We start from the raw sequence: 12,449 nt of genomic DNA, 5'->3' as shown, positions 1-12,449 counted from the left end.
TCCATGAAAAAGCCCCCGCGGTCGATGACCGCAGGGGCTTTTTCATACTCCATCCTGTTGGTGGAGCGCGGCGTGGAAACGCCGCGCTCCCGATCCGATCAGGTTGGAGCCTGACGACGCAACTGCGAGAGCACTTCGGTACGACGATCATCGATCTTCGTATTCTCACGCAGGTTGCTCAGGTACTCGTCGATGCGCTGCTGGCGGAGCGACTGCAGAAGCTGCCCGCGCTGGCTCGCCTTTTCGGCTTCGAACGCATCGCGCTTCGCGTCGTTGCGGCTGTCGATACGGAGCACCACCATGCCGTCCTGCGCACGGAACGGTCCACCGACCTGTCCAACCGGCACCATGAATGCGCCGCCGATCGCCTGGGTGAACTGGCCCAGCCCCGGCACCGCGTCCACGCGGCTGAATCCGGCCGACTTCTCGACAGTCAGACCCTTGGCGGCGGCCGCTGCTTCGAGCGTGCCGCTGCGGGCGGCCGCCACGAGCGCTTCACCATCCGGGCGAAGCTTCTCGATGCGCTTGTCCCGCGCCAGACGACGACGAATGTCATCCTTCACTTCGGCCAGCGACTGCGGACCACCCTTGGTCAGGGAGTCGAGGCGGGCGATGTAGTAGGCCTCCGGCGAGTCGAACAGGTCGCTCGATTCACCCGGACGCACACCCGAGAAGGACCACGCACTCACGCTCGGCACATAGCGGCCGGCAAACGAGAGGGGTTCCTTTTCCACCACCACCATCTGGGCCGCCGTCAGGCCGAGCGCCTTGGCCGCGTCATCGAACTTCTTCGCGTCTTCCTGGCTGGCCCCGAGGTTCGCCAAGGAGTCCGCGCGACGGTCCGTGCGGGTCGCGCTCGAATCGGTCTGACCCACCGTCACGAGGATATGACGCAGGTCGAGCGTATCGCCCTTGCGATCATCAACCCGGATGATGTGCCAGCCGAACGGCGTCAGTACCGGCTGTGACAGCTCACCGACCTTGAGTGCGTAGGCCGCCTCTTCGAACTTGGGCGTGAAGCGGTTGCGTCCACCCTTGCCGAGTGCGCCACCCTGGGCACCAGACAGTGAGTCGGTCGATTCCCGCTTGGCCACGTCTTCGAACTTCGCGCCGCCGACGATTTCCGCGCGGATCTGGTCGATGCGCGTGTGGGCCGCCGCCGAATCCGCGGCCGTCACCGTACGCGGCACGGTGAGGAGTGACACAATCGCACGACCCGGGCGCTCGTAGCGCTTCTTGTTGCGGTCGTAGAACTGCGAGATCTCGGCGTCCGTCACCGTCACCGAGGTATCGGTGAGGGCATCCGTACGCAGCACGACAAAGCTCACCGCCGCGCTGTCATGACGATCACGATAGACCTGCCAGAGACGCTCGTCGGAGACATAGGCGCCGCTCGCGACCTGATCGAAGAGCTTCTGCTTCGGGATCTCGTTCCGATAGAACGCTTCGAGGCCGGCCAGCATGCCGGACTGGCGCGCCATCGGGCTCGAGAGCAGACGCAGATACTTCTGCATGTCGAACTTGCCGTCGGTCTGCAGGTCCGGAGACGAGGTGGCCTGGGGCGGCGGCGAAACACGTGCCGCCTGGACGACTTCTTCGTCAGTAACCGTGATGCCGCGACGCTTGTACTCCTGCTGGAGGAGTATCTCGGTCACGATTTCATCAAACGCCCGGTCTTCGAGCTGCTGCCGCTCGTCGAGCGTGACACCACGCCCCGACTGCTGCTGCTGTTGCTGCTCGAGGCTGTTCACCGCGTTCTGCCACGTTGTGAGGAGTATTTCCTCCCCGTTGACAGTAGCGATGGACGTGGTCGTCGTCACTGGAGCACGACCGGCAAGTCCGGATGTCTCATACAGCAGGAAGCTGCCGACAAACGCCACGATGATGAAAATCCAGATGTACTTCGCGGCGCTCCGCATCGATTGCAGCACGGGGCGAGACTCCTTGACTCGAAAGAACGGGCAGATACGGAAGGGCACACGCACCTCCCCAAGGAAGGGCGTGTGCCGGAAAGAGTCCGGAAACCTAGCGGTCCAGAACGGCTAAAGGCAAGACAGGCCACGACTTCCCATGATATCGTCTACGATTGACAACCCGACCGACCATGGCAACTAATTCAGCGCCAGCTTCAGCGTCTGTAACCGCCGGGCTGCCAAGCCGCCGGATGACCGCTGCGATTGACGTATTGGGCGGATCGGGTCACCACCAGAGGGTACCGCACGCATGAGCACAGCCGCCCGGATCGAGGAGCTTCGGAAGAAGTTCGACGAGAACCCGCGTCGTTATTTCGCGCCGCTCGCGAACGAACTCCGTAAAGCCGGCGACCTGACGCAGGCGATCGCGCTCTGTCGCGAGCATCTGCCCAAGCAGCCTGGGCACATGAGTGGGTACATCGTCTTCGGGCAGGCGCTCTATGAGAGCGATGCGCTGGACGATGCGCGCTCGGTGTTCGAGCAGGCGCTCGCCCTCGACCCCGAGAACCTGATCGCCCTCCGGCATCTGGGTGACATTGCACGCCGTCAGGGTGACCCGCTGTCCGCCCGCCGCTGGTATGAGCGGGTGCTCGACGCCGATCCGCGCAACGATGACATTGCCGCGCAGTTGGCGGCGTTGGCCACTCCCGCGTTCCCCATGCGGAGCATTCCGACGCCTGGTGTGGCCATGCCGGTGATCCAGGCCGCGTTGCCGGACATGCGACCGGTGTCGTTCACCCCCTCCGTCCCCGTGCCCATGATCGGCATGGTGGTGCCAACACCGGATGCCGCACTGCGGGCGATCGATTTTGATGAGGTGAATGCGCGCCTGCGCACACCCCTGGTCCCTTCGATTTCCCAGCGCACACCGGCTACCCCGGTGCCGGTTGTGACCGCGCCAACGGGGGCCGCGCCGGCTCCCACGCATGACCTGCTCGATCTGGATGCGATGGAAGTGGCCGGTGATGACCTCCTGCGCACCGTCACGCCGGCAGCATCGACGGACACCGAGGACGATTCGGACCCCTTCGCGTTCGCGGGCGAGATCAATCGTGGTGACGTGGCGACGGAGAGCGTGGTGGATGGATCGGCCGACGCCGATGCCGCGCTCGACGAGATGTCGTTCGAAGAAGGACTGGCCGCGCCCGATTGGCCGGATACCAGTGAGTTGGTGGCCCGCGTGGTCACGCCACGCAGCGTCACGCCGCCATTCGTGGACATCCCGGTGGAAGCCGTCCACGCCTTTGGTCGGGAAGCCAGTGATCCGGTGGAATTGTCCTTGCCGGAGCCCGAACCCGATATCGCGGATGAAGATCTGACGACTGTGGTGCTCGGCGGCGATGAGCGGCTGACCGATGGGCTGGTGGAGCCGGTCGTGAACGCCAAAATCTCGGGCGTGCATGCCGCGATCGCTGATATCGAAACGGATATCGACGCCGATCTGGATTTTGGTGCAGACGCAGGCTCGGATGCCGATCTGCCATGGCTCTTGCCGGCGGAAACACCGGCCGACGACGTGGTGGAGCCGGTTGACGCAGCCGTACTCGAACACGAAGAGGCATTGCTGTCAGAGGTTGTGCCAGAGGCGTTGCCAGAGACGGTGTCAGAGGCATTGCCCGAGGCATTGACCGATTTCGAGACGTACGGCGACTACAGCGGCGAAGGCATCGCGCTCGAGGAGGGATTCGAGCCCGAGGAAGAAGAGGAAGTGCCTTCGCAGGCTTTTGTGACCGAGACGATGGGGGAGCTCCTGGTCACGCAGGGGTTCATCGAGCGAGCCATCAGTGTGTATGAAGAACTGGTGCGCCGCCGTCCCTATGATCCGATGCTCTCCTCACGGTTGATGGAGTTGCGCGAGCAGGTGCAGGTACCAACGCCACCGGCCGTTGCCACCGACGTGGCGATTGCGCCGCCTGTGATGGCCGCGACGGCGGTCTTCACGGCACGGGAGCGGTTCGCGGCACTTGCTGCGCGGCGCGTGCCCCGGCGGACACCACGCGCCTCGGTGGCCGTGTCGGCGCCTGACGATGGGCTGGCCTCGTTGTTCGGCAGCAGCACGAGTCAATCCGACGATGTGGCGGCACGCGCCCTGGCCGATGCGTTTTCGCCGCACCCCATCGAAGACGCAACGGACACGGACAGCTTCTTCGCTGCCTCGGACGTCTCCTCCCGCACGCCTGCCCGCGGCACGCCTGCCCGCGGCACGCCGGCCTACGGTGCTGTTGCGGAAGGGGCTGTTGCCCACGGCAGTGACACGCAGGACGCCGCATCAACCGAATCCGCGTCGGGGGCGTTTTCTTTCGATCGTTTCTTCCCCGATCCGGCTACGCAGCAGGCCGCGGCCGATGCGGCCCCGGAACGGTCGGCGGCACCTTCGGCCGCCACTGACGATTTGGCACAGTTCTCCGCCTGGCTCAAGGGACTCGGCAACGCGTGATCATCGGCGTACTCAACGGACCCAATCTCAACTTGCTGGGCACGCGTGAACCGGCCGTCTACGGCACGGCCACGCTGGCCGATATCATGGCTCACCTCGAGGGCGTCGCCGGCGCACTCGGGGTGCAGTTGCGTACGGCACAGTCCAATAGCGAAGGCGCGCTGATCGATATTCTGCACGATTGGCGCGGCGTCGTGGATGGCGTGGTGGTGAATGCCGGTGCCTATACCCACACCAGCCTGGCGCTGCGGGACGCCTTCACGGCGACGGCCATCCCGTTCATCGAAGTGCATCTGTCCAACATCCATGCCCGTGAACCCGAGCGCCGCCATTCCATGCTGGCCAGTGCGTCCATCGGTATGATCTGTGGCCTCGGTGCGGACGGCTATGAGTTTGGATTGCGAGGACTCGTCCGCGCGCTCGAACTGAAACGCCAGTCGACCGCCACCGGCTGACCTCCTTCCGCAGGCAATTCATGGCAGACAATCGCGCTGTGCGGCTCGCCGGCCTCCGCGACGCGCTGGCGCGCGCGGATCTCGACGGGCTGCTCGTCTCGGCGTTGCCGAACGTGCAGTACCTCACCGGATTTTCAGGCAGCAATGCGCTGGTGCTGGTGACCGCGCGGGATTGTGTGCTGTTCACCGACTTCCGCTATGCGACCCAGGTGGAAGAAGAGGTCGGCGACGCGGCAACCGTGCGGATCGAACCGGCAAGCCTGTGGTTGGGACTGTGGGCGGCACTGCAAGCCATGGTGGGCGTGGAGCGCGTCGGGTTCGAGTCGGCCCATCTGCTCCATCGCGATTTTGGACGTCTCCTGGAGCAGGGCGCTCGCTGGCAATGGCGCCCGCAGGAAGACCTCGTTGAAACCCTGCGCGAGCGGAAAGACGAGACGGAGATTGCGGCCATCGAGGACGCGGTGGCGATGGCGCAGCGGGCGTTGCAGGGCACATTGTCCCAGCTTCGCCCCGGACTGACGGAAACGGCCGTGGCTGGCATTCTGGAACAGCAACTGCGGGAGGCGGGCAGTGAGGCCTATCCGTTTGCGTCGATTGTGGCGTCCGGGCGCCGGGCAGCGCTTCCTCACGCCCGGGCCGGGCATCGCGTCCTGGAAACGGGAGATCTGGTGCTGATCGACTTCGGCGCCGTCACGCGGGGGTATTGCTCGGACATCACGCGCACCGTGGTGCTCGGACGGGCGACGGAGGAGCAGAAGGAGGTCTATGAGACCGTGCTGGAAGCAAATCGTCGCGCTTCGGGTGCGGTTCGGCCCGGAATGACGGGGATGGCTGCAGATGCGGTCGCGAGAGAGTACATTGACGCCCGCGGGTATGGTGAGGCATTCGGACATTCGCTGGGCCATGGGATCGGCCTGGAAGTGCACGAGTCGCCGCGCCTCGCCCGCACCGTCGAGGCTCCCCTCGCTCCGGGCATGGTCGTGACCATCGAACCGGGGATCTATCGTCCCGGTTGGGGCGGGGTGAGAATCGAGGACGATGTGCTCATCACAGCGTCGGGGGGACGTGTTTTGACGAGTTTCCCCCGTACACTGCTCGAAATCGACTGACTTGCGCCGGCTCGTTGCCGGTCGCCGATTCTCTTTAGCCTCCCCCTCCATGATCGACCTGCGCTACGTGAAGAAGCTGATCGAAATGCTCGACGGCTCCACGGTGGATTCCATCGAGATTTCCTCCGACAAGGGGATGAAGCTCCGCATCTCGAAGAGCCCGCAACAGCGCGCTGCCATGACCGTTGCTCCAGCCGCGCTTCCGGCGCCGGTGGCCGTTGCCGCACCGGTGTTGCCTGCTGCGCCGGCGGCGCGTCCTGACGGGGAGGGGGGGACGTCTGCGCCGAAGGCCGAGGCGCCGAAGTCCGCGGCCCTCGAGATCAAGTCGCCGATGGTGGGCACGTATTACTCCGCACCGGAGCCCGGTGCGAAGCCCTACATCTCGGTGGGCGATCGTGTCAGCAAGGGACAGATCGTCTGCATCATCGAAGCGATGAAAATCATGAACGAGCTCGAGTCCGAATTCGACGGCGTGGTGCGTGAGGTGAATGTCACCGACGCGCATCCGGTCGAATATGGCCAGGTGCTCTTCCGCATCGATCCGACCGGCTGAGACATGACGACATGACGATGGTCTCCGGCGTTGCTCCGAGTACGAACGGCAGCAGCGCCAACGGTACGGCGCCGGCTTCGGGACTCGATCTCAAAGCCGCCCTGCAGAAAATGGTGCGTGAAGGTGCGTCGGATCTGCACCTCAAGGTGGGACGTCCTCCGACGCTCCGCCTGCACGGAGACCTCGTTCCACTCGACATGCCTGCGATGCGCCCGGAAGAACTTCGGGCGCTCGCGGAACATCTGCTTCCGCCCGCCCAGCTCCGCGAATTCGTGGAAGCGCGCGAGGCCGACTTCGCCATCAATGTCCCGGGCATCGGACGTTTTCGTGTGAACGTCTACCAGCAGAAGGGCACGGTCGCCTTTGCCATGCGCGCGATCGCCCATGCGGCGTCCAGCATGCGTGATCTGAATCTGCCACCGGTGCTCGAGCAGATCGCTCTGCGCCCGCGTGGCTTGGTGCTGGTGACCGGCGTGACGGGCTCGGGCAAGAGCACCGCGCTGGCGGCCATGATTCAGCACATCAACGAACGACGCAGCGCGAACATCATCACGATCGAAGACCCGATCGAGTTCGTGCATCGCGATGTGCGCTGTCACATCAACCAGCGCGAAGTGGGCACCGACACGGCGTCGTTCTCCCAGTCGCTGCGTCGTGTGCTCCGTCAGGATCCCGACGTCATCATGATCGGCGAAATTCGCGATCTCGAGACGCTCGAAGTGGCGCTCAAGGCGGCCGGCACGGGGCACCTGGTGTTCTCCACACTGCACACCACCGACGCCACGCTGACCATCAACCGTGTGCTGTCGTTCTATCCGCCGCACCAGCAGAACGAAGTGCGCTTTGCACTGGCCAATGCCCTGGCGGCCGTGGTGTCCCTGCGCCTGGTGCCACGGGCTGACCAGCCGGGCCGTGTGCCGGCCTGTGAAATCCTGGTCAATACCGAAGCCGTGCGCGACCAGGTCCGTGACCTCTCGGCCACGCTGAACATCCCCGACCTGATCAAGGAAGGCAGCATGGCGTATGGCATGCAGAGCTTCGATCAGTCGCTCATGAACTGGTACTCCCGCGGCATCATCTCGTACGAGGACGCACTGTTCAACGCCACCAATCCGGCGGAGTTCGCCCTGCGGGTGCAGGGTGTCGATGGTGCGAGTGACACCGCCTTCGACGGCTTCCGCCCGGGCAGCACGGCCGCGTAGACGCCGTCGTGGGAGACGGAGACGCCGGTCTGGCGTCTCTGTAAAGGACTGGCGGCAGGGCAGTGACCTCGCCACCATTACCGGATGTTCAAAAAGGTCCTGATCGCCAATCGCGGGGAAATCGCACTCCGCGTCATTCGCGCCTGCCGTGAGCTCGACATTCAGACGGTCGCCGTCTACTCCGAGGCCGACCGCGAGTCGCTTCACGTGCGTTACGCCGACGATGACGTGTGCATCGGTCCCGCGTCCGGGCGTGACTCCTACCTCAAGATCACCCGCCTGATTGCGGCGGCCGAGATCACGGGGGCCGACGCCATCCACCCGGGTTACGGCTTTCTGGCCGAGAATGCGGAGTTCGCGGAGACCTGCCGCGCGTCGGGCATCACGTTCATCGGACCGACGCCCGATCAGATCCGCACCATGGGTGACAAGGCCTCGGCCCGTCGCGCCATGCAGGACGTGGGCGTTCCCATCGTGCCAGGCTCACCGGGGCCGGTGGAAGATCCCGAGGAGGCGCTGGAATTCGCGCGCACGATCGGCTTCCCCGTCATCATCAAGGCGGCCGCTGGTGGTGGTGGCAAGGGCATGCGCGTCGCGCGTGATCCGGACGACTTCCTGCGCTCGTTCCAACTGGCCCGTTCCGAAGCGCTGTCGGCGTTTGGCAACGGCGATGTGTACGTGGAGAAATTTCTCGAGCGCCCACGTCACGTCGAGTTCCAGATTCTCGGAGATACACACGGCAACGTGATGCATCTTGGCGAGCGTGACTGCTCGGTGCAGCGCCGCCACCAGAAGCTCATCGAAGAAGCGCCGTGCCCGGTGATGACACCGGAACTGCGCGAGCGGATGGGCGAAGCGGCGGTGCGTGGTGCCAAGGCGATCAACTACGTGGGCGCTGGCACGATCGAAATGCTGCTCGATGAAGACGGCTCGTTTTACTTCATGGAGATGAACACCCGTATTCAGGTGGAGCACCCGGTCACGGAGATGCTCACGGGTGTGGACCTCGTGAAGGAGCAGATCCGGGTGGCGGCTGGCCTGCCGCTCACATCCACGGTCTTGCCGCCATTCCGTGGGCATGTCATCGAGTGCCGCGTGAATGCCGAAGATCCCTCGCGCAATTTCCAGCCGTCGCCCGGCAAGCTCGAGGTGTTCCATCAGCCCGGCGGTCCCGGTGTGCGTATCGATACCCATGCGTATGCGGGGTACACGGTGCCGCCGTTCTACGACTCGATGATCGCCAAGCTCATCGTGCAGGGCAACACGCGCGAAGAGGCGCTCAAGCGCATGCAGATCGCGCTGGAGAGTTTTGTGGTGGAAGGTGTGAAGACCACCATGCCGTTCCTGGCGCGTGTGATGCAGCATCCGGGGTTCCAGGCGGGCAAGGTGCACACGAAGTGGCTGGAGTTCGAAGGCGCGGACCTGCTCAAGGAACCGTCCTAAGTGCGCATCGACGTGCTGCTCGGCGACGCACCGGTGGTGCCCGCCGATGTGGCCGATCGAGTGGTGGTGGTGATTGATGTGCTGCGCGCGGCCACAACCGTGGCCGCCGCGCTGGCCCATGGAGCCCGCGCCGTGATTCCGTTCGAGACGGTCGAAGAGGCCGTGCGTCGTTCGAAAGGGCTGGTGCGCAGCGACGTACTGCTGGCGGGTGAGCGCCGCATGGTACGCATCGACGGTTTCGACCTCGGCAATTCGCCGCTCGAAGTCACGCCGGACGTCGTGGATGGCAAAACCATTCTGTACACGACGACCAACGGCACCCAGACGCTGGCTGCCTCGCATGGCGCCCGTCTGTGTTTCTTCACTGGCTTCGTGAATGTGTCGGCGACCATCCGCGCGGTGCGCGCGGCGCTGAGCGAGACCACCAACGTGTTGATCCTGTGCGCCGGCCATGAGCGTCGCCTGGCACTCGAAGACATCGTCTGTGCCGGTCGCCTCGTGCGCGGCATTGCGTTGGGGCAGGAGCAGATGGTGCGTGGGGACGGGGCACGGGTCGCGGAATTGGTGGAGCGGCCCTTTGTTGGCGGTGTCTCGTCGGTGGCCCACGAGGCCTCCCATGGACGATCGCTCTCGGCAGCGGGATTTGATGCCGATGTCACGGCGTGCCTCACGCTCGATCGGTATGATTGTGCAGTGCGCTATCATGACCGGCAGTTGTCGCGGCACGGCGTTGCGACCGCTCGCTGAGCGTTCCCGCCTGGTGCGCCGATATCGCGTGAGCGGAGAGTGACTGTGGATCGACAACTCCTCAAGCGGGAAGTGGGTGCCGTCGCCTTGGTGCTGCTGGCCGTGTTCCTGCTTGGCGCACTGGTCTTCCAGCGGCCACTGGAGGGCGCGGCCATTGGGGATTGCTGGTCCTATGGCGGACCCTTTGGCCCCACCGGTACGATCACGCGCTGTGTGCTGGTGGCCGCCGTGGGCATACCCGGCATGGTGCTGGTGGCCGTGGGGTGCATCGTGGTGGCGTTGGCGCTTTTTGGACGCATTCGCCGCGCGGATGACGCAAGCGACTGGACGGTGCTCTTCGCCGGGACGGTGGCGCTGGTGCCCATTGCCATCGGTCTCGCGATTGGCGGGGAACCGGCGCCGTCCGAAGGCGCAGGGTTGTGGGGCAGTCTGGTCGCACACTATCTGCGGAAATGGATTGGTCCGGCAGGCGCGTGGATCTTCTTCCTGCTGGCCACCAGTGCGCTCACCGTCTTCACGTTGCGGTGGAATCCCATCCGCCTGCTGATTGGGCCCGGGCGCCCGCAGGGTGCCGGCACCGATCAGGGCGACGCGCTGCCTGCAGCCGCAGGACTGGCCGTGGGGCGTGGCAACACCCGCAAGCCTTCGCTCGCCGAATCACTGGCGCCTGAACCCGAGGAGATGCCAGCGATCGATCCCGCACTCGCACGGGATGTGCTGGGGCGCGAACTCGCGTTGCGCATTCCGGAGACCAAGAGTGCGCCGGTGGACGAAAAACCACCCGCTGCTGTGCGCGCCACAGGGGAGCGCAGCAAGGGGAAAGGCAAAACGGCCCAGAGCGATCAGCTCGAGGCCGCGCTCGAGGCGTCGTTGGATTCGCAGGCCGAAGCGTCGTACGGCGACGACCTGCCACCGACGGATTTGTTGAGCCCTGCCGAAGTGCGCAACACCGATGCCGGCAAACGTGAGCTGGATCTGGCGGGCGATAAACTCATGGCCGCCCTGCGCACCTTCAAGGTGGAAGGCACGCTGGCTGGGCGCACCAGTGGACCCACCGTCACGCAGTTCGAGATCGAGCCGGCGGCAGGGGTGAAGGTTCGTCAGATCGCCGCGTTGGCCGATGATCTGGCGCTCGCCATGCGGGCGCCGAGTATTCGTATTGTGGCGCCGATTCCGGGGCGCGGCGCGGTGGGTGTGGAAGTTCCCAATCCGTCGCCGGAGATGGTGGTGCTGCGCGAGGTGCTCGAGTCCACGGAGTTTCGTCAGGCGCGGGCGGCGCTGCCGATCGCGCTGGGCAAAGATCTCGAAGGAAGGCCCGTCGTGGCCGACTTGGCGAAGATGCCGCACCTGCTCATTGCCGGTTCCACCGGCTCCGGCAAGTCGGTGTGCGTGAACACCATCATCACCAGTCTGGTGTACCGGCACACGCCGGCGACGCTGCGTTTCCTGATGGTCGACCCGAAGATGGTCGAGCTCAGCGTGTACAACGCGTTGCCACACCGCAGGCACAAGGTCATCACCGACAACCGCGATGCTGCGGCAGTGCTCAAGTGGGCGGTGATGGAGATGCAGGACCGCTATCGTTTGCTCGAAGCCAATGCCTGCCGCAACCTGCAGGAGTTCAACAAGCGGGTGGCGCAGCAGGAGAGCGGGGAAGGGCAGCCGGTACTCAAGCCACGCAGTCCCGATGTGGCGTTCGAGGACCGTGTCTATACCGGTGGCGTGTTGCCATACATCGTGGTGGTCATCGACGAAATGGCCGACCTCATGATGACGGTGCAGGGTGAGGTGGAAACACCGATCGCGATGCTGGCCCAGAAGGCACGTGCCATTGGCATCCACCTGATCCTGGCCACGCAGCGTCCCAGCGTGAACGTGATCACCGGGTTGATCAAGGCCAACTTTCCCTGCCGCATCGCATTTCGCGTGGCGTCGCAGGTGGACAGTCGCACGATCATCGATGGCGCAGGCGCGGAGTCCCTGTTGGGCAACGGCGACATGCTGTTCATCCCTCCCGGCAAGTCGGAAGCGTCGCGGTTGCAGGGCGCGTATCTCTCCAGTGAGGATACGGAGCGCCTGCTCAATTGGTATCAGCAAGCGCGTGAGCGTGCGCTGGGTGAAGCCGCGGCGGCTGGTGAGACCCTGGGAGAGCCGGACATCCTGGAGACCGTGCGCGCCGCCGAAGCGAAGGCCAACGGTGGAGACGAAGACGATGCCGACGGCCCATCGAACGAGCGTGATGCACGCTTCCGGGAAGCGGCGGAAGTCGTCATTCAGCACCGTCAGGGATCGACCTCCCTGTTGCAGCGTCGCCTCAAGATCGGCTATGGACGGGCGGCGCGCATCATCGACCAGCTCGAAGCAGCCGGTGTGCTGACGCCATCGGAGGGCGCCGCACGCCCTCGTGACGTGCTGGTTGGGGTACAGGACCTGGACCGGATCTGCGGCGAATCTTGACGGTATCGTCAAGTTTTTTACGTAATCCGGTCGGTGGTGTATTGACGGCGTCAAAGGTCCCAGTAAACATTCG

Annotated in this window: 9 protein-coding genes; 8 read left to right on the top strand and 1 reads right to left on the bottom strand. The window is 64.8% G+C overall.

The genetic code is table 11. The features are described 5' to 3' along the window. Positions 1-98: 98 nt before the first annotated feature. The gene (locus tag GAU_RS09905) at positions 99-1,931 is read right to left on the bottom strand and encodes a peptidyl-prolyl cis-trans isomerase (protein WP_012683418.1); all 1,833 of its coding nucleotides are present in this window, start codon (positions 1,929-1,931) and stop codon (positions 99-101) included. A gap of 292 nt (positions 1,932-2,223) precedes the next feature. On the opposite strand from GAU_RS09905, the gene GAU_RS09900 reads away from it, so the two are divergent. The 8 genes from GAU_RS09900 to GAU_RS09865 all read left to right on the top strand — a co-directional run bounded on the left by GAU_RS09900 (position 2,224) and on the right by GAU_RS09865 (position 12,376). Beyond that, positions 2,224-4,410 (top strand): tetratricopeptide repeat protein, encoded by a 2,187-nt coding sequence (locus tag GAU_RS09900; RefSeq protein ID WP_012683417.1) that lies wholly within the window; start codon positions 2,224-2,226, stop codon positions 4,408-4,410. Further along, entirely contained in the window at positions 4,407-4,865 is a 459-nt protein-coding gene (gene aroQ / locus GAU_RS09895) for a type II 3-dehydroquinate dehydratase (RefSeq protein ID WP_012683416.1), read from the top strand. The genes GAU_RS09900 and aroQ overlap by 4 nt, the downstream gene beginning before the upstream one ends. A 20-nt stretch (positions 4,866-4,885) precedes the next feature. Next, positions 4,886-5,974, top strand: a complete 1,089-nt coding sequence (locus GAU_RS09890; protein ID WP_012683415.1) for a M24 family metallopeptidase — start codon at positions 4,886-4,888, stop codon at positions 5,972-5,974. Positions 5,975-6,023: 49 nt separating this feature from the next. Next, complete coding sequence (accB, locus tag GAU_RS09885; RefSeq protein WP_012683414.1) at positions 6,024-6,527, top strand: acetyl-CoA carboxylase biotin carboxyl carrier protein; 504 nt, start codon at positions 6,024-6,026, stop codon at positions 6,525-6,527. Between the two features lie 11 nt (positions 6,528-6,538). After that, positions 6,539-7,729, top strand: coding sequence for a type IV pilus twitching motility protein PilT (locus tag GAU_RS09880; protein ID WP_012683413.1), 1,191 nt, complete (start codon positions 6,539-6,541; stop codon positions 7,727-7,729). An 84-nt stretch (positions 7,730-7,813) separates the two neighbouring features. Then, positions 7,814-9,172 (top strand): acetyl-CoA carboxylase biotin carboxylase subunit, encoded by a 1,359-nt coding sequence (gene accC / locus GAU_RS09875; protein ID WP_012683412.1) that lies wholly within the window; start codon positions 7,814-7,816, stop codon positions 9,170-9,172. Continuing rightward, positions 9,173-9,919, top strand: a complete 747-nt coding sequence (locus tag GAU_RS09870; protein WP_012683411.1) for a 2-phosphosulfolactate phosphatase — start codon at positions 9,173-9,175, stop codon at positions 9,917-9,919. 45 nt (positions 9,920-9,964) lie between these two features. Further along, positions 9,965-12,376 carry an FtsK/SpoIIIE family DNA translocase gene (locus tag GAU_RS09865; protein ID WP_052574350.1) on the top strand — a complete coding sequence of 804 codons (2,412 nt, stop codon included), beginning with the start codon at positions 9,965-9,967 and terminating at the stop codon, positions 12,374-12,376. The last annotated feature ends 73 nt before the right edge of the window (positions 12,377-12,449 follow it).

Origin of the sequence: Gemmatimonas aurantiaca T-27 (assembly GCF_000010305.1) — a bacterium.
In the GTDB taxonomy this organism is placed as follows: Bacteria; Gemmatimonadota; Gemmatimonadetes; order Gemmatimonadales; family Gemmatimonadaceae; genus Gemmatimonas; species Gemmatimonas aurantiaca.
Note: the sequence above shows the minus strand (reverse complement) of the source record. Positions and strands in the feature narration are given on the sequence as shown.